General features: G+C 73.7%; 18 protein-coding genes. 9 read left to right on the top strand and 9 right to left on the bottom strand.

Going from position 1 to position 20887, the window contains the following annotated elements; genetic code table 11:
* The first annotated feature begins 226 nt into the window (after positions 1 to 226).
* Positions 227 to 1552: an acyl-CoA dehydrogenase family protein gene (locus WA762_RS06510; RefSeq protein WP_335933685.1), complete on the top strand. Its 1326-nt coding sequence runs from the start codon at positions 227 to 229 to the stop codon at positions 1550 to 1552.
* On the top strand, positions 1552 to 2049 hold the full coding sequence (locus WA762_RS06505; protein WP_335933684.1) for a nitroreductase family deazaflavin-dependent oxidoreductase: 498 nt from the start codon (positions 1552 to 1554) through the stop codon (positions 2047 to 2049). Before WA762_RS06510 ends, WA762_RS06505 begins: the two co-directional genes overlap by 1 nt.
* A 153-nt stretch (positions 2050 to 2202) precedes the next feature.
* On the opposite strand, the gene WA762_RS06500 is transcribed toward WA762_RS06505, so the two are convergent.
* Positions 2203 to 2850: a TetR family transcriptional regulator gene (locus tag WA762_RS06500; RefSeq protein ID WP_335933683.1), complete on the bottom strand. Its 648-nt coding sequence runs from the start codon at positions 2848 to 2850 to the stop codon at positions 2203 to 2205.
* Between the two features lie 397 nt (positions 2851 to 3247).
* Between WA762_RS06500 and WA762_RS06495 the strand changes: the two genes are divergently transcribed.
* Entirely contained in the window at positions 3248 to 4135 is an 888-nt protein-coding gene (locus tag WA762_RS06495; protein WP_335933682.1) for a VOC family protein, read from the top strand.
* A 161-nt stretch (positions 4136 to 4296) separates the two neighbouring features.
* The gene (gene afsK / locus WA762_RS06490) at positions 4297 to 6708 is read left to right on the top strand and encodes a protein serine/threonine kinase AfsK (protein WP_443080529.1); all 2412 of its coding nucleotides are present in this window, start codon (positions 4297 to 4299) and stop codon (positions 6706 to 6708) included.
* 306 nt (positions 6709 to 7014) lie between these two features.
* Here afsK and WA762_RS06485 read toward each other — a convergent pair whose 3' ends face one another.
* Positions 7015 to 7791 (bottom strand): hypothetical protein, encoded by a 777-nt coding sequence (locus WA762_RS06485; protein ID WP_335933681.1) that lies wholly within the window; start codon positions 7789 to 7791, stop codon positions 7015 to 7017.
* A gap of 361 nt (positions 7792 to 8152) precedes the next feature.
* On the opposite strand from WA762_RS06485, the gene WA762_RS06480 reads away from it, so the two are divergent.
* Positions 8153 to 8698: a hypothetical protein gene (locus WA762_RS06480; RefSeq protein WP_335933679.1), complete on the top strand. Its 546-nt coding sequence runs from the start codon at positions 8153 to 8155 to the stop codon at positions 8696 to 8698.
* Positions 8699 to 8874: 176 nt separating this feature from the next.
* On the opposite strand, the gene WA762_RS06475 is transcribed toward WA762_RS06480, so the two are convergent.
* The 3 genes from WA762_RS06475 to WA762_RS06465 form a co-directional block, all read right to left on the bottom strand.
* On the bottom strand, positions 8875 to 9648 hold the full coding sequence (locus WA762_RS06475; protein WP_335933677.1) for an enoyl-CoA hydratase/isomerase family protein: 774 nt from the start codon (positions 9646 to 9648) through the stop codon (positions 8875 to 8877).
* A gap of 13 nt (positions 9649 to 9661) precedes the next feature.
* Entirely contained in the window at positions 9662 to 10105 is a 444-nt protein-coding gene (locus WA762_RS06470; RefSeq protein ID WP_335933676.1) for a Zn-ribbon domain-containing OB-fold protein, read from the bottom strand.
* Between the two features lie 88 nt (positions 10106 to 10193).
* Positions 10194 to 11342 (bottom strand): lipid-transfer protein, encoded by a 1149-nt coding sequence (locus WA762_RS06465; RefSeq protein WP_335933879.1) that lies wholly within the window; start codon positions 11340 to 11342, stop codon positions 10194 to 10196.
* Positions 11343 to 11467: 125 nt separating this feature from the next.
* Here WA762_RS06465 and WA762_RS06460 point away from each other — a divergent pair, with 125 nt between their 5' ends.
* The 3 genes from WA762_RS06460 to WA762_RS06450 all read left to right on the top strand — a co-directional run bounded on the left by WA762_RS06460 (position 11468) and on the right by WA762_RS06450 (position 13826).
* Entirely contained in the window at positions 11468 to 13051 is a 1584-nt protein-coding gene (locus WA762_RS06460; protein WP_335933674.1) for a FadD3 family acyl-CoA ligase, read from the top strand.
* A gap of 104 nt (positions 13052 to 13155) precedes the next feature.
* Positions 13156 to 13431 (top strand): hypothetical protein, encoded by a 276-nt coding sequence (locus WA762_RS06455; RefSeq protein WP_335933672.1) that lies wholly within the window; start codon positions 13156 to 13158, stop codon positions 13429 to 13431.
* Positions 13431 to 13826 (top strand): PIN domain-containing protein, encoded by a 396-nt coding sequence (locus WA762_RS06450; RefSeq protein ID WP_335933670.1) that lies wholly within the window; start codon positions 13431 to 13433, stop codon positions 13824 to 13826. Before WA762_RS06455 ends, WA762_RS06450 begins: the two co-directional genes overlap by 1 nt.
* A gap of 167 nt (positions 13827 to 13993) precedes the next feature.
* On the opposite strand, the gene WA762_RS06445 is transcribed toward WA762_RS06450, so the two are convergent.
* Both WA762_RS06445 and afsR read right to left on the bottom strand, forming a co-directional pair.
* Positions 13994 to 14182, bottom strand: coding sequence for a hypothetical protein (locus tag WA762_RS06445; protein WP_335933667.1), 189 nt, complete (start codon positions 14180 to 14182; stop codon positions 13994 to 13996).
* A 364-nt stretch (positions 14183 to 14546) separates the two neighbouring features.
* Positions 14547 to 17504: an SARP-family global regulator AfsR gene (gene afsR / locus WA762_RS06440; RefSeq protein WP_335933666.1), complete on the bottom strand. Its 2958-nt coding sequence runs from the start codon at positions 17502 to 17504 to the stop codon at positions 14547 to 14549.
* 261 nt (positions 17505 to 17765) lie between these two features.
* Between afsR and WA762_RS06435 the strand changes: the two genes are divergently transcribed.
* Positions 17766 to 18995 carry an amidohydrolase family protein gene (locus tag WA762_RS06435; protein WP_335933665.1) on the top strand — a complete coding sequence of 410 codons (1230 nt, stop codon included), beginning with the start codon at positions 17766 to 17768 and terminating at the stop codon, positions 18993 to 18995.
* A gap of 278 nt (positions 18996 to 19273) precedes the next feature.
* Here the strand turns inward: WA762_RS06435 and WA762_RS06430 are convergent, their stop codons facing one another.
* Both WA762_RS06430 and WA762_RS06425 read right to left on the bottom strand, forming a co-directional pair.
* Entirely contained in the window at positions 19274 to 20101 is an 828-nt protein-coding gene (locus WA762_RS06430; RefSeq protein ID WP_335933664.1) for a MerR family transcriptional regulator, read from the bottom strand.
* A gap of 218 nt (positions 20102 to 20319) precedes the next feature.
* Positions 20320 to 20523 carry a cold-shock protein gene (locus WA762_RS06425; protein ID WP_017948713.1) on the bottom strand — a complete coding sequence of 68 codons (204 nt, stop codon included), beginning with the start codon at positions 20521 to 20523 and terminating at the stop codon, positions 20320 to 20322.
* Positions 20524 to 20887: the final 364 nt, after the last annotated feature.

Genomic DNA, 20887 nt, shown 5'->3' with positions numbered 1-20887 from the left:
CGGACCTGTGCGGAACCCGTCGCGTGGTTCGCCGCGCGGGCCGCCGCGGCCCGGATCGCACGCGGGCGGGCAGGCCGGGCGGGCCGGGTGGGGTGGGGGGCGGATGGCTCCGGGCGCGACCGCCCCGGCCCCGGGGCGCGCGGCTCTGGGCATCTCGGGGGATCGCACCTAACATGACGGCCCGTCAGATCGGGGGCCGGGACCCCCGAGGGGAAGGAGCCCGACGATGGACGCCGCCTTCACCGCGGAACAGGACGCGATCCGCCGCACCCTGCGCGAACTGCTCACCGAGCACGCCGGACCGGACGCCGTCCGGAGCGCCGTGCGCACCGCCGACGGCTACGACGCCCCGCTGTGGCGCCGGCTCTCCCGGGACCTCGGGCTGCCCGGGCTCGCGCTCCCGGAGGAGTACGGGGGTGTCGGCTGCGGCCTCGTCGAACTGGCCGTCGCCTGCGAGGAGACCGGCCGGGCCCTGCTCCCGTCGCCGCTGATCGCCACCGCCGCCCTGGCCGCGCCGCTGATCGCCGCGCTCGGCACCGCGGACCAGCGCGCCGCCCTGCTGCCGCGCCTCGCCGCCGGGGAGCTGACCGCGACCCTGGCCGTCCCGGGCGCCTCGCTGCCCCTCGCGCTGGGTCTCATCGGTGACCCGGCCGGCGGCGCCTGGGCGGGGGGCGGCCGGGCGGGCGGCGTGCAGGCCCGGCCGGCCGCCGACGGCACGGGATGGCGGCTGTACGGGGAGGCCACGCGGGTGCCGGACGGGCACAGCGCGGGGATTCTCCTGGTCGCCGCCCACGCCGGCGGCTTCCCGCGCAGCCGCACGCTGCTCTTCCTGGTCCGCCCGGACACGGCGGGGGTGGTCCGGGCCCGCCGCACCTCGCTGGACGAGACCCGGCCGCTCGCCCGCGTCGAGCTGCGGGACGCCGGGGCCGAGCTCCTGGGCACGGACGACACCGCGGACGTGACCGGCGCGCTCGCCGCGGCCGGGCCCCCGGTCGCCGCCCTGCTCGCCGCGGAGGCGGTGGGGGCGGCGGCGAGCGCGCTGGAGCGGACCGTCGCGTACGTCGGGACGCGGGAGCAGTTCGGCCGGCCGATCGGCTCCTTCCAGGCCGTCAAGCACCGCCTGGCGGACCTGTACGTAGGGGTGCGGGCGGCCCGCTCCGCCGCCTGCTACGCGGCCTGGGACCCGGCCTCCGCCGGGGGGCTCGCCCTCGCCCAGGCCCTGGAGACGCTGCGGACCACCGCGGCCGAGACCGTCCAGCTGCACGGCGGCATCGGCTTCACCTGGGAGCACGAGGCGCATCTGTACCTCAAGCGGGCCGCGGGCGACGAACTGCTCTTCGGGCCCGTCCACCGGCTCCGCGACCGCGCGGCCGAGCAGGCCGGACTGTTCGCCGGACCGGCCGGCGCGCGGCCGGACGCAGGCCGGACCGCCCCGGGCACGGCCGATCCGGGCGCGGCCGTGCCGTCGGCTCCCGGCCGGGCCGCCCCGGGGGTCGACGCCACGCCCGCCCCGGCGTCCGCCCCGGGCACGGCCGGGCGGGTGACCGTCTGATGGCGGCCGGGGTCCGGCTGGTCCAGAAGGTCTCCGCCACTCGCGCCTTCGCGAGGATCGCCCCGCATGTCGTCCCGGCCGCGGACCGGGCGGTGCACCGGCTGACGCGCGGCCGGGTGCTGCTCAGCGCCCGGATGCTGCCGGGGCTGGTGCTGACGGTGCCGGGCGCGAGGAGCGGGCTGCCCAGGACCACCCCGCTGGCCTGCGTCCCGGAGGGCGAGGGGGCGGCGCGCAGCTGGCTCCTGGTCGGCAGCAACTTCGGCCGACCGGGTCACCCGGCCTGGACCGCGAACCTGCTGGCCGGGCCGGACCGGGCCGTCGTCAACTGGCACGGGCGCGACATCCCGGTGCGCGCCACGCTGCTCAGCGGCGCGGAGCGGGAGGCGGCCTGGCGGGCGGCGGTGGGGTTCTGGCCCCCGTACGCCTCGTACCAGGCACGGGTCGAACGGGAAATCCGGCTCTTCCGGCTGGAACAGTCGGGTGACGCGACGGGCTGATGCGGTGAGCGGGGGACGTACCCGGGTGGAAGGACCCGGGTACGCCGACGGCGGACCACCTGGGTGGTCCGCCGTCGGCGAGACAGGACCTGGGGGCGCCCGGAACGGCCGGGCGGCGCCCAGTGGGGAAGTGAGGAGGAACCCGGCGCCCGGCTACCTCGCCGGTTTCTTGCCGGTGATGCCAAGGTGCACCAACAGTGCGAGGTTCGGCTTGAGTTCGGCCTGCTTCACGCCCCAGGTCGTGAAGCCCTTCTGATGTGAGGCGACCGCGGCCAGCATGGCGACCAGGGAGCCCGCCATCGCGGCCGCGCTCACGTCCTTGTCGACCTTGCCGCGGGCCTGGAGGTCCTTCACCGCGTCCGTGAGGGAGTTCGTCACCGAATTGAGGATCTTCATGCGGATCTTGTAGAACCGCTTGTCGCCCTCGGCGGCGCCGAGGTCCACCACGCGCAGAATCGCGTCATGATGTCGCCAGAAGTCGAGGAAGCCCTCGACCAGCTCTTCGGCGGTCTGCCGGCCGGCCTTGCCGACCCAGGAGCGGCCGGCGACCAATTCGGTCAACCCGGCACCCTCCTTGGCCATTTCCTCGGCGATTTCGAGGACGGCGCCCTCGACGTCGGGGAAGTACTGGTAGAAGGTCGCGGGTGAAGTCCCCGCCCTCCGGGCCACGTCGATGACCTTGACGTCCCGGTACGGCGAGGAACTGAGCATCTCGCTGAGGCAGTCGAGCAGCTTCTGCCGCGTCGCCTGTCCGCGTCGACCGGCCACGCGGCCGTCGACGGTGCGTACTTGTCCTGTCATGCCGTCAGCTTACCGAGGGGTGATCCCAGCGCGATTCGGCCGACTGCAAATGGGGAGCTTCGCAGGTGCCCCGGGGTGAGTGGCCGGAAACCGACGGGACGGGCCCCGCGCGGGGATAAGTCCTATCAACAGCCTGTGGATAACTTCCGTGGATAACTTTCCGTGACCCGGTAAATATCGAATCTTTCTTCGAAGGGTGATCTCGTTGTGGTCACCCGGGGAGCGGTGTGCGCCGGGCGCGGTTACGTTGGGTGCGACCAGTGTCACCGACGTGGGCCGTGAGCCCCCGCGGACGGCCCGGAACGCCCCCCGGGGGAACGCCTCGGGAGCGGTCGCGGGCGTCGGGGGGCGTTCGGGAGCGACGGCGTGAACCGTGAACACGGAAGGACCCGGGCCCATGGCCGCATTCGCGCGATCCGCGCCGTGCTGGGTGGATGTGCAGCTCCCCGACCTCGAAGCGGGCAAGCGCTTCTACGGCGAGCTGTTCGGCTGGACCTTCCGGCCCGGCGAGGGCCCGTACGCCGACGCGTACAGCGAGGGGCGGCTGGTCGCGGCGCTCGTCGCCAAGAAGGACGGCCGGATGCCCACCGCCTGGGGCGTCTACTTCGCCACCGACGACATCGTCGCGACCGTCGCCCGGATCAGGGAGGCGGGCGGCCTGGTGATCACCGCTCCGACGCCGGCCGGCCGGGCCGGGGTGGTCGCCCAGGCCGCCGACCCCGGCGGCGCGGTCTTCGGGCTCTGGCAGGCCGGTGAGCGCGCGGGCTTCGAGAAGCGGAACGAACCCGTCTCGTTCTGCTGGACCGAGGTCCACACCCGGCACAAGGAACGCGTCGACGCCTTCTACGAGGACGTCTTCGGCTTCCAGGGCACCGACCTCGACGCCTCCGGCGCGGCCCTCGGCTCCGCCGGCGCCGACCACGACGACGCCGCCCGCGACCTGTCCGGCCACGAGGCGCACGGCGAGGCCGCGCCGGGCGCCGCCGGGACCCACCCCGACTTCCGCGTCTGGTCCCCGGCGGGAGCCGAGCCCGGACCCGACACCGCGATCGCCGGGCGCGGCGTCATCACCGACGCCTTCCCCGCCGAGATGCCCAGCTACTTCCTCACCTACTTCGCCGTCGAGGACTGCAACACCACCGCCGGGCACGCGGTGCGCCTCGGCGGCCGCATCACCGCGCCGCCCTTCGACATCCCGCACGGGCGGATGGCGGTGCTCCAGGACGACCAGGGCGCCGTGTTCGCCGTACTTCAGCCCCCTGTGTCCGGGAAGCGGCCGGAGTGACCTGTGACACCCCGGTCCGCCCCCGGGTTCGCAACCGGAGGCTCAGCCAGGAACAATCGGGGTGCGCACCGCCGGGTGGTGCCCAGTGGTGAGACGCCGCACGAGGCGGGTTTTCGCGGGCTTCCGTTGCCGGAGGTCCGTACGGGGAGGTGGCAGTGCAAGTGGTGGAGCAGCTGACGCAGCACGACCCGAGGCGGATCGGCCCGTTCGAGGTGCTGGGACGGCTCGGGGCCGGCGGCATGGGGCTGGTCTATCTCGCACGCTCGGCGTCGGGCCGGCGGGTGGCGATCAAGACGGTGCGCACGGAGCTCGCCGAGGACCAGCTCTTCCGGGTCCGCTTCACGCGTGAGGTGGAGGCCGCCCGGGCGGTCAGCGGCTTCTACACGGCCGCCGTCGTGGACGCCGACCCGCGGGCCGCCGTGCCCTGGCTCGCCACCGCCTATGTGCCCGCCCCCTCCCTGGAAGAGATCGTCAACGAGTGCGGGCCCATGCCGGCGCAGGCGGTGCGCTGGCTGGCCGCCGGAATCGCCGAGGCGCTCCAGTCGATCCACGGCGCGGGGCTCGTGCACCGCGACATGAAGCCGTCGAACGTGCTCGTCGTCGAGGACGGTCCCCGCGTGATCGACTTCGGGATCGCGTCCGGGGTCTCCAACACCCGGCTGACCATGACGAACGTCGCCGTCGGCACCCCCGCGTACATGTCTCCCGAGCAGGCCAGGGACTCGCGCAGCGTCACCGGCGCCAGCGACGTGTTCTCGCTCGGCTCGACCCTGGTCTTCGCCGCCACCGGCCACGCGCCGTTCCACGGCGGCAACCCCGTGGAGACCGTGTTCATGCTGCTGCGCGAGGGCCCCGACCTGGAGGGCCTGCCGGACGAGCTGCGCCCGCTGATCGAGTCCTGCATGCAGATGGACGCGGCGCTGCGGCCCACCCCCGCCGATCTCCAGGCGCAGCTCGCCCCGCACCTCTTCGCCTCCGGCGGCGACGACAGCGGTACGGCCTCGGCCTGGCTGCCGTCCGCCGCCACCGCGCTCATCGAGCAGCGCCGCGGCGGCCGCAAGGCGGCCCCTCCCGCCCCCGAGCCGGCTCCTCCGCCCGCCCCGGCCCCGCTGCCTCCGCCGCCCCCGCAGCCGCCGGCCGCCGACCCGCACCCGGCGTGGCACGGCGACACCGACCCGCACCCCGCGCCCCCGGCGTCGCCGCCCGACGGCGGCCCGGTCCGGCTGCCCGGCGCCCAGGTGCCGATCGGCCCCGGCCCCCGCGCCCAGGACGTCCGGGCCGCCGCCACCGCCGCCCCGGACGCCGGCCCCGCGACCGGCTGGGTGCGCCCGCCCGCCGGGGTCGCCGCCACCGGCGTGAACGGCGCGCCCGGGGTGAACGGCGCCCCGCCCGCCCCGCTGCCCGCGCCGACACACGCCCCCGACGCCCCGGCCCCGGACCGCTGGCGGCCCTGGCGGTTCCGGATGTCCAACGACGTCTGGGGCACCCCCGTCGTCGTCGGCGACCTCCTCTACGTGACGTCGTTCGAGGTCCACGCCCTGGACATCGGCAACGGCCGGCGCCAGTTCAAGACCCGGGACGTGGCCTGGTCGATGGCCGTCGACGGCGGCCGGATCCACGCCTCCGACGGTCCTTCGCTGTATGCCCTGGACGCCGCGACGGGCGCCGAGCAGTGGCGGCTGCAGACCGACGCCTGGGTGTACTCGCTGAGGGCCGAGCGCGGCACCGTCGTCACCGGCACCCGGGGCGGCGGCGTCCAGGCGTGGGAGGCGTCCACGGGCGAGAAGCTGTGGGAGGCCGTCGGGGTGCAGAGCGACTTCGAGACGCAGGACGCCGGGCCCGCCCTCCACGACGGCACGGTCTTCCTCTGGCAGGACGCCCGGCTGCGCGCCGTGGACGCCCGCACCGGCATGGAGCGCTGGTCGTACCCGATCGGCGACGCGGCCTCCTGCGGCGGTGTGCCGGTCCGGGTGACGCCGGCGTCGGACGGCTTCGTGTACATCGGCGCCGGGGCCCGGGTCCTCGCCGTCGAACTGGTCTCCGGCCACGTCCGCTGGCACTTCGAGTCGCCCGCGGTGTTCCTCTCCCCGCCCGCGTTCGCGCCCGGGCCGGCCGTCACCGGCGGCGGCGTGTATCTCGCGGACTACCTCGGCACGGTGTACGCGCTCGACGCCGCCACCGGCAAGGACCGCTGGCGGATCGCCACGGAGGCCCGCCAGTCGATCGAACCGGCCCTGGTGACGGGCGGGAACGTCCACGTCGGCAGTGGCAGCGCGCTGTACACCCTCGACGCGGTCACCGGCACCCCGAAGTGGCGGTTCGCGGCGGGCGGCGAGGTGGTCGGCGCGCCCGTCGTCGCGGACGGCCGGGTGCACTTCGGCTCCGCCGACCACGTCCTGTACACCCTGGACGCGGCGGGCGGCCAGCTCCGCTGGAAGCTGGCGACCGGCGGCGAGATCACGGGTTCCCCGGTGGCGCGCGGCGGCGTCGTGTACGCGTGCAGCAAGGACCGCTGCGTCTACGCGCTGGACGCGCTGAAGGGCACGGGCACGGGCAACCGCGCCCGGGCGTAGCGCCCGCGTAGCGCCTGCCGACGGCCCGGGGCGCGGGGCCTCCGGCGGGCCGCCGACGGGGGCGCGGGGTTTCGGGCTCGCCGGGCCGCAGGGGCTTCGGTCCCGCGAGGGCGGTGGGTTCTCAGACCCGCAGGGGCCGCAGGGTCTCAGTTCCGCGAGGTCCCGGTCCCGCAGGGTCTCGGTCCCGCGAGGTCTCAGTCCCGCGAGGTCCCGGTCCCGCAGGGTCTCGGTCCCGCGAGGTCCCGGTCCCGCAGGGTCTCGGTCCCGCGAGGTCCCGGTCCCGCAGGGTCTCGGTCCCGCGAGGTCTCAGTCCCGCGGGGGCCGGTGGGCGCCGGGCTCCTCGTCCGTCACCGGGGGAAGGTGGGCCGTGTCCTGATCCCCCGGACCCGGGCTCTCCGGGGACGGACCGGGGGCCGGCGGCGGGCCGGTGCGGGGCTCCGGGCCCGTGTACGGGTCCCGTTCGGGCTCCGGCAGTGTGCTCGTCTGGACGGACGGCCCCGGCTCCTGCGTCGGCGGCCAGGTGTCCGGATGCTCCGCGCCGGGCGTGCGGTACGAACGGGCCGGATCGTCGTGCGCGCCGTGTGCGCCGTGCGCGGGGCGCCCCTCGTCCGCGTACTCCTCGTCGGGCGTCCGCCTGCCGCCGGGCCACCTGCGGGCGCGCCGCCCGCCGCCGCGCCGCCCCGACATCAGGAACGCGCCCAGCAGGGTCAGCACCCCGCCCACCGCCGCGCCCGCCACACCCCACCGCAGCCCGGAACCGCCGCTCGTGACCGCCAGGCCGTCCGCCGCCTGCCCCTGGCGCACCATCCACAGCACCGTGAACCCGAGCACCGCCAGCCCCGCCACCGCCACCAGCGACCGCGAGCGCACCAGTACCCCGACCACCGTCAGCAGGGCGGTGAACAGGAAGAACAACAGGATCGAGCCCCACACGCCCGGATGGCCGGACGTGATGCCGGTGAACGGGTCCCCGATCCCGTACTCACGTCCGAGACGGCCGTCGTACCAGTGACGGAAGGGGCTCAGCACGGCGGCCGCCGCTCCGACGAGGGCGAGGACCGAACCGAGGACGTTGCGGATCATCGTCGGCCTCCTGCCTGCGCACGGACCGGAATGAGGAACCGGTGCGGAAGACCGGTCCGAGGGGCCGGTGCGACGGTCCGCCGTCACCCGCCCGGTGCCGTCGGCCCGCGATAGGGATCGGCACCACTCACGCGCCCGACGCTACGCCCACGCCCCGGGCCTCGCCACCGTGCGCTACCGTGACGCAGTTGTTCGACAAGCAACAACCCAGGACACGCGGGGACGCACGACAATCCGGGGCGTGCCGCGCCCGGAACGCCCGACGCCCGGGGCACGGACGCCCGCGCCCCGGGACGGACGACGCGGTGATCCGTACGGCACCTGTGGCGTACGGACAGACGACACAAGGGGGGCTGCATCGATGATGCGGCAGCACATCAAGCTTTCGGCGGTACTGCTCGTGGTGGTGCTCGCGCTCACCGGGTTCTCGACCGCCGGCCGGAGCCACGCGAGCAAGGGCAAGAGCCGGAGCAAGGGATCGAGCAGCAGCAGTGGCGGGGGCGGCTGCTCCAGCTCGAAGAAGAGCAACAACGACTACCACCACAGCGATTACGGCCGCGACGACTACGACTCCGGCTCATCGTCCTCCTCCTCCGGCGGCACGGCGCCCGAGCCGTCCGCGTCCGACGCGCCCAGCGCGTACGTGTTCCGCTGCGCCTCGCCCGGCAGGGGGAAGCGCAAGGCCGTCACCGCCTCCACCGTCAGGCTGACGGCGAACGCCACCGGTTCGCACCGGTACGAGGTGGACGTGGACTTCCTCGACGCGGGCGGCCGCACCATCGACAGCGGTGAGGCCGACGTGACGGCCGAGGGCGGCGAGACCAAGACCGTGTCCGTGCGCATGGACAACCCGCGCAAGGTCTCCAAGGTCAGGAAGTGCCGGGTCGAGGCCGAACTGATCAGCTGACCCCGGGGCATGGCCGTCCCGGGGCACGGCCGGCTCCGGGCGACGGCCGGAAGACCGGACGGCCATGAGACCGGAAGGCCATGAGACCGGAAGGCCATGAGACCGGCCGACCGCCGACTGCCGACTGCCGACTGCCGACCGCCGACCGCCGACCGGCCGACCGGTCGGCCAACCGGTCAGCGCAGCCGGAAGTCGCCGCCGCCCCGCCCCCGGAAGAGCCCGGCCTGCCGTTCCGGCGGCAGGTTCCCGAGCGCGATCAGGTGCGGGGCGTGGGCCATGGCCTGCGTCCGTGCCGCCTCCTTCGCGGACCACACCGCCCGTACCGTCCCCTGCACCGCCTCCGTCGGGTACGAGGCGATCACCTCCGCCGCCCGCAGCGCCGCCGCCACCGCGCCGCCCGCCGCCGTCACCTCGCTGACCAGGCCGATCTCGTAGGCACGGCGGGCCGTGACGCGTTCCGCCGTACCCATCAGGGACATCCGGGCCACCTCCCCGAACGGCATCCGCTGCGCCATGGCGATCGCCTCGTAGGCGCTGACCATGCCGTACGTGGTGTGCGGGTCGAAGAACGTCGCCTCCTCCGACGCCACGACGAACTCCGCCTCGCCCAGCAGATAGAACGCTCCGCCGCAGGCCATCCCCTCCACGGCCGCGATCACCGGCTTCCACAGGTCGTTCGCCTTCGGCCCGATCGCGAGCAGCGGATCGTCGATCGCGTACGGGGACGAGGGCTGCGGCACCTCCGCCGACCGGTCGATGCCCGTGCAGAAGGCCCGGCCGCCCGCCCCGGTGACGACGACCGTCCGCACCCCGTCGTCGTACCGGAACGCCCGCCAGGCGGCGGTCAGTTCGGCGGCCGTCGGCAGGTCGATCGCGTTCAGCCGCTCCGGCCGGTCCAGGGTGATCAGCGCGACCCCGGTCTGCTCGTCCCGTTCCGTGCGCAGCCCCATCGCCGCCTCCCCCTCACCGCTCCAGCAGCCAGCGCACCAGGGTCGTCCCGGAGGGGTCCGGGCAGAACACCGCCCGCACCGGGGCCCCGATCCGCAGCCGCCCCGGGTCCACCGAGTCCAGCGCCGCGTCCGGGCCGCTCACCACATTGCCGACCAGCCGGATCCCCGGCGCCTCGGCCAGTTCCACCACGACGGCGTTGTACGGCGCCTGCGCGGCGTACGCGGGCAGCAGCGGCGGATGCGGCAGCACATACGACCAGATCCGGCCGCGCCCGCTCATCAGCCGCCACTCGCTCGCGAAGGACCGGCAGTGCGGGCAGCACGGGCGGGGCGGGAACCGCAGCCTCCCGCACCCCGGGTCGGCGCACGCCTGCACCCGGAGTTCGCCATGGGCCGCGTACTCCCAGAAGGGGGCGCCGTCGTCGTCCACGACCGGCGTCAGCAGAGCGTCGTCCATGTCAGCTCTCCAATTCTCCGATTCTCCGTTTCCGCGAATCCCCGACTTCCCCGGTTCCCCGGCCCCTCGATCCCCGGCCCCCAGCTCCTCAGTTCCTGAGCAGCACGGCGGACGTGGGCACGCCCTCGCCCGCGGTGACCAGGCACGTTCCGGCGTCCGGGACCTGGGCGGTGGAGTCGCCGCGCAACTGCTTCACGCCCTCGGTGATCAGGTTGAAGCCGTGCACATACGCCTCGCTGAGCCCGCCGCCCCCGGTGTTGATGGGCAGCCGGCCGCCGCTCTCCAGCGCCCCGCCCTCGGTGAACGCGGCGCCCTCGCCGCGCCCACAGAATCCGTAGCCCTCCAGCGACAGCGGGATGAGCGGGGTGAACGCGTCGTAAATCTGCGCGACGTCCACGTCGTCCGGGCCGAAGTCGGCGTGCTTCCACAGCTGCCGGGCGGCCGTCCACGCCGGGCCGGAGAGCGGGTCGTCGTTCCAGTAGTTGACCATCCCGTGGTGCTGGGCGGGCAGCCCCTGCGCGACCGAGTGGATGTAGACGGGCCTGCGCCGGCAGTCCCGGGCCCGTTCCGCCGAGACGACGACGCAGGCCAGCGCGCCGTCCGTCTCCAGGCAGTTGTCGAAGAGGCAGAGCGGTTCGCTGATCCAGCGCGAGGTCATATACATGTCGCGGGTCAGCGGGCGCTCGTACATCACCGCGTCCGGGTTCTGGTTGGCGCGGTTGCGGCAGGCGAGCGCCACGTTGAAGAGATGGTCGCGGGTCGCCCCGTACGCGTGCATGTAGCGCCGGGCCAGCATCCCGATCTCGTCGGCCGGCCGCAGCAGCCCGTACGGCCGGGTCCACTGGGCGGGGGTGGGCAGTTGGACCGCGGTGTTCTTCCACGGGCGGGGCCCCGAACCCCGCTTCCGGGACCGCCAGGCCACCCCGACGCTCGCCTGCCCGGTCGCCACGGCGGCGGCCAGATGGGCGATCGTGGCGCACGAACCGCCGCCCCCGTAGCCCACCTTGCTGAAGAAGGTCACATCGCCCGCGCCGATCGCCTTGGCGACCTCGACCTCGTCGGTCTCCTCCATCGTGTACGAGGCGAAGGCGTCCACCTCCGAGGCGTCGATCCCGGCGTCGTCGAGCGCCGCGACGATGGCCCGGCAGGCCAGCGTCTTCTCGGATTCCGGCAGTCGTCTCGCGAACCTCGTCTGACCTATGCCGGCTATCGCCGTCCTGTCCTTGAGCGCCGTCACCGCCACCTCCGAGACCGTCATGACCGCTGACAGCGGCTGAGGCTACAGCTAATCTGACGGATAGTCAGCTACCGGAACGGCCACCGGGGCCGGTGCGATCGGATACTGCGTCAGGAGGACGGGCGATGCGCGGCGACGAGGAGTGGGGCAGCGTTCCGGGGCTGGTGCGCGCGGCGGCGCGGCGGTACGCGGACCGGGAGGCGGTCGTCGAGGGCCGCACCCGGATCTCGTACGCCGAACTCGGCGAACGCGTCGAGCGGGCCGCCGCCGCGTGCATGGCCTCGGGCGTCGAGCCTGGGGACCGGGTCGCGGTATGGGCCCCGAACACCCTCGACTGGATCGTCTCCGCGCTGGGCGCCGTCACCGCCGGGGCGGTCCTGGTCCCCCTCAACACCCGCTTCAAGGGCGCCGAGGCGGCGGATGTCCTGTGTCGCAGCCGGGCCAGGCTGCTCTTCGTCACCGGGACCTTCCTCGGCACCTCGTACGTGGCCTCGCTGCGCCGGGCCGGGGTGCCGCTCCCGCATCTGGAGCGGGTGGTGGTGCTGGCGGACAGCGCCCCGGAGGACTACCTCACCTGGAAGGACTTCCTGGCGGCGGGGGAGGGGGTGCCCGCCGGGGCGGTCCGGGCCCGCGCCGAAGCGATCGCCCCCACCGACCCCTCCGACATCATCTACACCTCGGGCACCACCGGTCGGCCCAAGGGCGCGGTCATCACCCACGCCCAGACCCTGCGCTGCTACGCGATCTGGAGCGAGCTGGCGGGCCTGCGCGAGGGCGACCGCTATCTGATCGTGAACCCCTTCTTCCACACCTTCGGCTACAAGGCGGGGGTGCTCGCCTGCCTGATGCGGGGCGCGACGATGATCCCGCAGCCGGTGTTCAACGCGGACACGGCGCTGGCGAACGTGGCCGCCGAGCGCGTCTCGGTGCTGCCCGGCCCGCCCACCCTCCACCAGTCGCTGCTCGACCATCCGGCCCGGGGCGCCCACGACCTCTCCGCCCTCCGCCTGGTGGTGACGGGCGCGGCGGTGGTGCCGCTGCGGCTGGTGGAACGGCTGCGCACGGAGCTGGGCATCGCGACCGTGCTCACCGCGTACGGCCTCTCCGAGGCGAGCGGCATCGTCACGATGTGCCGCCGGGGCGACCCGGCGGAGACGATCGCCGCGACGTCCGGCCGGGCGATCCCGGGCACGGAGGTCCGCGTGCTGGCCGAGCCCGGGGCCCCCGGCGAGATCCTGGTGCGCGGCTTCCATGTGATGGCGGGCTACTTCGAGGACCCGGAGGCCACGGCCGCGACGCTCACCCCGGACGGCTGGCTGCGCACCGGCGACGTGGGCGTCCTCGACGAGCACGGCAACCTGCGGATCACCGACCGGATCAAGGACATGTTCATCGCCGGCGGCTTCAACGCGTACCCGGCCGAGATAGAGCAGATCCTCGGCCTGCACCCGGACGTCGCGGACGTGGCGGTGATCGGCGTCCCGGACCCCCGCCTGGGCGAGGTCGGCCGGGCGTACGTGGTGCGCCGGCCGGGCGCCGTCGTCACGGCCGACGACCTGATCGCCTGGTCGCGCCGCGAGATGGCGAACTACAAGGTCCCCAGGACGGTGGAGTTCCTCCCCGCCCTGCCGCGCAACGCGAGCGGCAAGGTGCTGAAGGGGGAGCTGCGGGGGCGCGCGGACGGGTCGGGGAGCCCGAGGGACGCCTGACCGCCCGCCCCGGCCGCCGCATGTGTCAACACGGGGGTGTGAAGGTCATTCGCCCAGGTGAAAGGGGCGGTCGCGGCGTCCGGGGCAAGAGTATGGTGCCTGGTATGGCAACCAAGAAGTACACGGTCACCCTGCCGGAGGAGCTGGCGGAGGAGATCCGCCGCGAGGTCGGCCCCGGCGCGTTCAGCGCGTACGTCACGCGCGCCATAGAGCGGCAGCGCGAGCGCGACCGGCTGGGGGAGCTGGTGGCGTGGATGCAGGAAGAGGGCGGACAGCTCACGGAGCAGGAACAGGCGGCGGCGGCCGCGGAACTGCGTGAGATCGAGCGCTGGTTCGAGGATCGCGAAGCCGGGGCCCAGGGCGGGGCGGAAGCGGCTTGATGGCGGAAATGACGTTTGTGCTGGACAGCGAAGCCTTGTCCAGGGCCGTGCTGCGGGACCGGGGGATGACGGCCACCCTCACGAAGGCACATCAGGCCGGTGCTCGCGTGGTGACGAGTTCGATGACGCTCATCGAGGCGTACCACAGCGGGATCCGGCAGCCCGTGTGGAACTGGGCCATGTCCCGGATCGTCGTCGAGCCCGTCACGAAGGACGTCGCCGACGAGGCGATCGGGCTGCTGCGCGCCACGGGGCTGCACGGCCACAAGTACGCCATCGACGCGGCGCTCGCGGTGATCGCGGGGCGTCAGGCGGGCCGGGTGGTGGTCTTCACCTCGGACGAGGACGACATGGGCAAGCTGTGCGGGGCGGAGGTGCTGGTGCGGGCGCTGTAGCGGCCCCGCCGGTACGCGGAGAGGGGCGCGAGCCGTGTGCTCGCGCCCCTCTTCCCTTCCCGGGCTCTCCGGCCGCTCGTTCCGGCCGCGCGCCCGTGGACGCGCCACGGCCGCGACGGCTCCCCCTCCGCGCCGCCGCGGCCGTCCCCCATCCCCCGAATGCGGCTCTAGTTGGCCGGCTCGCCCGTCGCGTGCATGTCATCGGTGCCGGTGGCGGCGAGCGTCGCGTGCATGTCCTGCGGCTTCACCGTTCCGCCGGTGGCGTGCATGTCCTTGGTCGTGATCTTCCCGGTGTCCTCGCCGGTGGCGTGCATGTCCTGCGGCTTGATCTCCAGGTTGTTCTTCGGGTCAGCCATGTTCGTTTGCTTCCTTAGCCATCTAGGACGGTGGGGCGACGCCCCGCCCGGCTGTTCCCCCGTGGACTGCCGGGCGGGCGCCTCAGGGCCGCTCACATTAGTGCTACGGCCTCGGCATCGATCCGCCTGCCCCCCGACGCGGCGGATTGACATGCAAGAGAGTGCCGTGCCGCGATAAACGAACGATGAACGACGCTCCGGCCCGGCCGACGCGGCCCGGCGCCCTCCCGGGAAGGGCACCCCTCCCGGCGAAGGCACCCCTGCGAAGGCACCCCTGCCGGCGAAGGCACCCCTGCGAAGGCACCCCTCCCGGCGAAGGCACCCCTCCCGGCAAGGGCGCGACCTTCCCGGAGGCGTCCAGCCCTTAGGTCGCCGCGGACGCCAGCAGGGCGCGCACCTCGGCGGCCTCATGGGAGCCGAGCTGATCGTAAATGGTCAGAGCCTCGCGCCAGCACACCTGTGCCCGGCCGAACTGGCCGATGTCGTCGAGGGCCCGGCCGAGCACGGTGAGCACATTGCCCCGCCGCCATTCGCCGCCGATCCCGCGCAGGGAGGTCAGGGCCAGTTCGGCCTTGGTCGCCGCGTCGGCCGAGCTGCCGGACGCGAGGTCGACCTCGGAGAGGCGGAAGAGGGTCATTCCCTCCCACAGACGCTGGCGGCTGTCACGGAAGATCTCCAGCGCCTCCAGGAGGCTCTCCGCGGCGGTGGAGAACTGCCCGCTCTGGGTGAGAGCCATGCCCAGCGCGTAGCGCCCGTTCGCGCTTCGCAGGGCGTGCCCCAGGGCGTCGTAGATGTCTATGCCCTGCTGCGCCAGCGAGACCGCGCTGTCGGTGCGGCCGGTGGCGAGGTGGATGCGCGACAGATTGCACAGCGCGCTCGCCTCTCCCGGGCGGTCGTGGATCTCCCGGAAGCGCTCGATGGCCAGGGTGAGGTACTTCTCGCCGTCCTCGTGCCGGTTCTGATAGAGCGCCATGATCCCCAGGGCGTTCGGCGCCCAGCAGCCGGGCAGGGGGTCGCGCGTGGACTCGACCAGCCGCATGACCCTCTCCGCCTCGTCCCTGGCCTGGTCGAAACGGCCGGAGGTGTGGTGCACGTCGGCGAGCGTCATCAGGGCGCGCACCTCGGCACGCGGGTCGCGCGCCGTGCGGGCGGCCTCCAGGACGGCGACGGCGGTCGACTCGTACTGCTTCGAGTTCGCCCCCGACTCGCCCAGGTCGAGCGCCGCCCAGAGCAGGTCGATGCCCCGGGGGAGCGTCGCGGGGCCGGTGGACTGGCGGACGCAGGAGAGCAGGGAGGCCGCCTCGGAGTAGAGCCAGTCCCGCGCGCTGTGCCGGTCGGTGAACCGCAGCCCCGCGTGCCCCGTCGGCTCCAGGTGGTCCACCAGCCGGTCGCCCGGCCGCTCCAGCGCGTACACGCCCGCCGCCGTCGCCAGGTAGAAGTCCAGCAGCCGGGAGAGCGCCGCCTCGCGTTCCTCCGGGGGCTGTTCGTCCCGTTCCGCGCAGGAGCGGGCGTAGAGGCGCACCAGGTCGTGGTAGCGGTAGCGGCCCGGGGCGGCGGATTCCAGGAGGCTGGTGTCGACCAGGGACTCCAGGACGTCCTCGGCGACGTGCGGGTCCAGGTTGAGCAGCGCGGCGGCCGCGGCGAGGGAGATGTCGGGGCCGTCGGCCAGGCCCAGCAGGCGGAAGGCGCGGGCCTGGGCGGGTTCGAGCTGCCCGTAGCCGAGTTCGAACGTGGCCTTCACCGCGAGGTCGCCGGCCTGGAGCTCGTCGAGGCGGCGGCGTTCGTCCGCGAGCCGGGCGGCCAGGGCCGAGACCGTCCAGGTGCGGCGGGCGGCCAGGCGGGAGGCGGCGATCCGGATGGCCAGCGGGAGGAAGCCGCAGGCGGCGACCACGTCGAGGGCGGGCTCGCGCTCGGCGGCGACCCGGTCCTCGCCGACGATGCGGGTGAAGAGCTGGAGCGCCTCGTCCGGGGACATCACGTCCAGGTCGACCAGGTGGGCGCCGGCCAGGTCGACGAGCCGGACGCGGCTGGTGACCAGGGCGGCGCAGCCCGGCGTGCCGGGGAGCAGCGGGCGGATCTGCGCCGCGTCGTGCGCGTTGTCGAGGAGGACGAGGATGCGGCGGCCGTCGAGCGTGGAGCGGTAGAGGGCGGCGCGTTCGTCGAGGGAGTCGGGGATCGCGGAGTCCGCCGCGCCCAGCGCGCGCAGGAACGCGCCGAGGACCGTCTCCGGTTCGGCGGCACGGGCCCCCGCGCCCTGGAGGTCCACGTACAGCTGGCCGTCCGGGAAGTGCTGGCGCGCCTGGTGGGCGACGTGCACGGCGAGGGTCGTCTTGCCGACGCCGCCGATGCCGGCCAGCGCGGAGACGGCCATGACGGAGCCCTCCGCGGTCGCCAGCCGGTCGCCCAGCTCCCGTACGAAGGCGGAGCGGCCGGTGAAGTCCGGCACGGTCGCCGGGAGCTGGGCGGGGCGCACCGGCACGGGGACCGGGGCCGGCTCGTCGGCGGGGCGGGCCAGCTCCTCGTCGGCCCGCAGGATGCGCTGCTGGAGCTGGGAGAGTTCGGGGCGCGGGTCGACGCCCAGCTCGTCGGCGAGCAGCCGGCGGGTGTCCGCGTACACCGCGAGCGCCTCCGCCTGCCGGCCGCTGCGGTACAGGGCGATCATGAGGAGTTCGCGCAGCCGCTCGCGCAGCGGGTGCGCGGCGGTGAGGGCGGTCAGCTCGGAGACCGCCTCGGCGTGGCAGCCGAGGTCCAGATCCAGGTCCAGCCGGGTCTCGGTGAGCTGGAGCCGCCATTCCTCCAGGCGGGCGCGGTGGTTCTCGGCGTACGGGCCGGGCACCGAGGCCAGCGCCTCGCCGTCCCACAGGCCGAGCGCCTCGTCGAGCAGCGCGCGGGCCCGGGCGCGGTCGCCGCCCACCCGGGCCTTTTCCGCGTCGGCCGCCAGTTCCTGGGCGACCGTCAGGTCGACCGCGTCGTGCCGGGTGCGGATCGCGTACCCGCCGGCGTCGCTGACCAGCGTCTGCGGGTCGAGGACCTTGCGCAGCCGGGAGGCGTAGGTGCGCACGGCGGCCAGGGCCTGCGAGGGCGGGTCCTCGCCCCAGATGGCGTCGATGAGCTCGGCCGCGGTGGCCGTGCGCCCGCCGCGCAGCAGCAGCGCGGTCAGCAGGGCGCGCTGCTGCGGCGAACCGGACGGCAGGGCGTCGTCGCCGCGCCACGCCCGTACCGGACCGAGCACGGAGAAGCACAGGTCGGAGCCGTCGGCGGACCGCTGCCGCGGACCACGCTGCTCCGGAACCCGCGCTCGTGGTCCGTTGTCACGGTCCATTGCCGCCCCCTGCCCTGCTCGCCCTGCCGATCGTGCCGGTGTGCTGTCCGTCCCGGACCGCCCGCCGCCCATGCTCTCCGGTCCGGGGAGGGCGCATCCGGATTGCTGTGTACCGCTGGTATCGCGCTCAACAGTCTGCCTTGTCACGGGCGGAGACGTCAGCAGTGGGTGACGCTCTGCACAAGCCCTCGACAACGATCGCAGAACGAGGATCCGCCCGGATAGCTGACGGTTCGTCAGATCGACGCTACCGTGAAAGGCATGGAGACCTTCCCCAAGATCATCTCGGTGGACGACCACACGGTGGAGCCCGCTCATGTCTGGCGGGACCGGCTCCCGTCGAAGTACCTCGACCGCGCCCCCCGGATCGTGCGCGCGCCGCTCAAGGAAATGACCTTCATGGGCGGAAAATTCGCGCCTGTGATGGGCGCCGAGGGCGATGACGGCCCGATCGGCGACTGGTGGGTGTACGAGGACCTGCACCGCCCGCTCACCCGCCTGGACACCGCGGTCGGCTACGACCGGGACGAGATCAAGCTGGAGATCATCACCTACGAGCAGATGCGCCCCGGCTCGTACTCGGTGCCCGAGCGGCTCGCCGACATGGACGTCAACCACGTCCAGTCCGCCCTGTGCTTCCCCACGTTTCCCCGCTTCTGCGGCCAGACCTTCACCGAAGCGAAGGACCGGGAGCTGGGGCTCCTCGGGGTGCGCGCGTACAACGACTGGATGGTGGAGGAGTGGTGCGGGCCCGAGGCGCACGGCCGGCTCGTCCCGCTCACCCTGATCCCGCTGTGGGACGCGGAACTGGCCGCCGAGGAGGTCCGGCGGAACGCGGCGCGCGGGGTGCGCGCGGTGGCCTTCTCCGAGATACCCCCGCATCTGGGGCTGCCGTCCATTCACACGGACGAGTGGGACCCGTTCCTGCGTGCCTGTGACGAGACGGGGACGGTGATCGCGATGCACATCGGCTCGTCGTCCAGGATGCCGTCGACCTCGGCCGACGCCCCGCCGGCCGTCGGCTCCACCATCACCTTCGCCAACTGCTGCTTCTCGATGGTCGACTGGCTGATGAGCGGCAAGTTCGAGCGGTTTCCGAACCTCCGGATCATGTACGCGGAGGGGCAGATCGGGTGGATCCCGTACATCCTGGAACGCGCCGACGTGGTCTGGGAGGAGAACCGCGCCTGGGGCGGGGTCGCGGACAAGGTCCGCCGCCCGCCCTCGGAGCTGTTCGCGGACCACGTCTACGGCTGCTTCTTCGACGACGCCTTCGGGCTCAGGAACCTGGACTCGATCGGCGTCGGAAACGTGCTGTACGAGACGGACTACCCGCACTCCGACTCCACCTGGCCCAAGTCGCGCGAGGTCGGGGAGGCGCAGATGGGGCACCTGGACGCCGAGGTCGTGGACCGGATCGTGCGCCGCAACGCGATCGAGCTGCTGGGGCTGACGGACGACGGACTGTGGGCGGGGCCCGGCGGACGGTAGGAGCGCGCCCGGGCGGGGGCGCCTCGCCCGGGCCCGGCCCGTATGGGTAGGGCCCGGGCGGGTTGGGTCCGTGCGGGTAGGGCCGGGCGGGTAGGGCCCGTGCGGGTCCGGTGCCAGGGCTCCGCGTCAGGGCCCGGCACCAGGGTCCCGTGTCAGAGGTGGGGCCCATCGGGCCCGCGCCGGGCCCCATGCGCCCGCGCCGGGCCCCATGCGCCCGCGCCGGGCCCCATGCGCCCGCGCCGAACCCCATGCGCCCGCGCCGGGCCCGCGGCCCCGCGTCAGGCCCTGGCGACCGGTTCCTGGAGTTCGGTCACCCAGGCGTCCCGGTCCTCGGGGCACTCCAGGCTGATCTCACGGGCGTACCCCGTCGACCGGTAGCCGTTGGCGTCGATCCAGCGGGCCAGGGCCTGCGCCGTCGGCAGCACGTCGTCCATCGCTCCCCGGTGGACGACGGCCGCCGCCTCGACCGGGGGCAGCTCCACCACCACGACCCCGTCGCCGCCGAGCGGCCCGAGCGGGGCCGAGACCGTCACCCCGGCGTGGACGACGACCGCTCCGCCGCCCTCCGGGGCGTCCTCGTAGTACGCGATCCCGGGGCCGCTCGGGCTCACGCCCGCCGCTTCCAGGGACGGGAAGAGCCGGTCGTACAGCGGCCCGATCACCGGAGAGACGTCCTCCGGCTCGAAGCCCGCCGCGACGCCGGTCAGCTCGGCCACCCGCACCGCGGGCACCTTCCGTACCACCACGTCGTCCCTGGGCATGCGTCCCTCGCTCTCGATCGACCGGAGCCTCGCCTCGACCCGCGCCAGCCTCGCGGCCGTCGCCGCCATGGCCTCCTCCAGCTCCGCCCGCCGCAGCCGCAGCATCCCGCGCAGCTCCGCCGGCCCCACCTCCTCGTCGAGCACGGCGCGCACCTGCTGGAGGGTGAAGCCGAGATCCTTCAGGGCGATGATCCGGTTGAGGCGGGCGAGCTGGGTGGCCGCGTAGAAGCGGTAGCCGGTGGCGGGGTCGGTGCGGTCCGGGCGCAGGAGCCCGATGGCGTCGTAATGGCGCAGCATCCGGGCCGACACCCGTCCGTGCCTGGCGAAGTCTCCGATGGTGAACATGACGGCTCCCACTGCACCGCTTCACACGGTGTCAAGGTCAAGGCCGGGTTGCCGGGGTTTCCAGGGCTTCGGGGTTTCCCGGGCTTCCGAGGGTTCCGGGGTTTCGGGGTTTCCGGGGCTTCGGGCGGGAAAAGGCAGGAGCCCCGCTCCCCGGTCAAACGGGGGAGCAGGGCTCCTTGGGTACTGCTAGTCGGCCGCGATCGGCCGACCCGGGCAACTTAGGCCGGGGTGACGTTCTCAGCCTGCGGGCCCTTGGGGCCCTGAGTGACGTCGAAGTTCACGACCTGGTTCTCCTCGAGGGAGCGGAACCCGGTCGCGTTGATCGCGGAGTAGTGGACGAAGACATCCGGGCCGCCGCCGTCCTGGGCGATGAAGCCGAAGCCCTTTTCAGCGTTGAACCACTTGACGGTTCCGGTAGCCATAAGCCCTCCTTGGGCCAAAGGGTTGCCCTGCTCCAGAACCTGCAAAGAAGTCTGAAAACTACAAAAGCCTGCGGGTTACATGCTCCGCAGGCTCTGTACTGCAAGGGAAACCAAACTGCAACTTGCGTCGAGCCTAGCACGCAGCGTGTACAGAAGGGTAGAGGGAAAGATCACTTCACTCGGATGTTTCATTGGCGTGCGGATGAGCTGATGAAGTACGCGTCCGGGAGAGTGACGCGCGAGCGTCTCCGGTGCGACTCCGAGGTGACTCGGGAGCGACTCGGGAGGCGGCTCCGGCGCGTCTTCCGGTACAACTTTCCCGGACGCGGTGAACGAGGGCGGGCGAGGGCCTCCCGGACGGCCC

The organism is Streptomyces tyrfis (assembly GCF_037034285.1).
GTDB lineage: Bacteria > Actinomycetota > Actinomycetes > Streptomycetales > Streptomycetaceae > Streptomyces.
This window is presented reverse-complemented; position numbering and strand designations above follow the sequence as displayed.

Excerpts from the sequence above, each read along its gene's own strand:
- WA762_RS06510 (WP_335933685.1), top strand. The coding sequence starts at position 227 with ATGGACGCCGCCTTCACCGCGGAACAGGACGCGATCCGCCGCACCCTG.
- WA762_RS06505 (WP_335933684.1), top strand. The coding sequence starts at position 1,552 with ATGGCGGCCGGGGTCCGGCTGGTCCAGAAGGTCTCCGCCACTCGCGCC.
- WA762_RS06500 (WP_335933683.1), bottom strand. The coding sequence starts at position 2,850 with ATGACAGGACAAGTACGCACCGTCGACGGCCGCGTGGCCGGTCGACGC.
- WA762_RS06495 (WP_335933682.1), top strand. The coding sequence starts at position 3,248 with ATGGCCGCATTCGCGCGATCCGCGCCGTGCTGGGTGGATGTGCAGCTC.
- WA762_RS06485 (WP_335933681.1), bottom strand. The coding sequence starts at position 7,791 with ATGATCCGCAACGTCCTCGGTTCGGTCCTCGCCCTCGTCGGAGCGGCG.
- WA762_RS06480 (WP_335933679.1), top strand. The coding sequence starts at position 8,153 with ATGATGCGGCAGCACATCAAGCTTTCGGCGGTACTGCTCGTGGTGGTG.
- WA762_RS06475 (WP_335933677.1), bottom strand. The coding sequence starts at position 9,648 with ATGGGGCTGCGCACGGAACGGGACGAGCAGACCGGGGTCGCGCTGATC.
- WA762_RS06470 (WP_335933676.1), bottom strand. The coding sequence starts at position 10,105 with ATGGACGACGCTCTGCTGACGCCGGTCGTGGACGACGACGGCGCCCCC.
- WA762_RS06460 (WP_335933674.1), top strand. The coding sequence starts at position 11,468 with ATGCGCGGCGACGAGGAGTGGGGCAGCGTTCCGGGGCTGGTGCGCGCG.
- WA762_RS06455 (WP_335933672.1), top strand. The coding sequence starts at position 13,156 with ATGGCAACCAAGAAGTACACGGTCACCCTGCCGGAGGAGCTGGCGGAG.
- WA762_RS06450 (WP_335933670.1), top strand. The coding sequence starts at position 13,431 with ATGGCGGAAATGACGTTTGTGCTGGACAGCGAAGCCTTGTCCAGGGCC.
- WA762_RS06445 (WP_335933667.1), bottom strand. The coding sequence starts at position 14,182 with ATGGCTGACCCGAAGAACAACCTGGAGATCAAGCCGCAGGACATGCAC.
- afsR (WP_335933666.1), bottom strand. The coding sequence starts at position 17,504 with ATGGACCGTGACAACGGACCACGAGCGCGGGTTCCGGAGCAGCGTGGT.
- WA762_RS06435 (WP_335933665.1), top strand. The coding sequence starts at position 17,766 with ATGGAGACCTTCCCCAAGATCATCTCGGTGGACGACCACACGGTGGAG.
- WA762_RS06430 (WP_335933664.1), bottom strand. The coding sequence starts at position 20,101 with ATGTTCACCATCGGAGACTTCGCCAGGCACGGACGGGTGTCGGCCCGG.
- WA762_RS06425 (WP_017948713.1), bottom strand. The coding sequence starts at position 20,523 with ATGGCTACCGGAACCGTCAAGTGGTTCAACGCTGAAAAGGGCTTCGGC.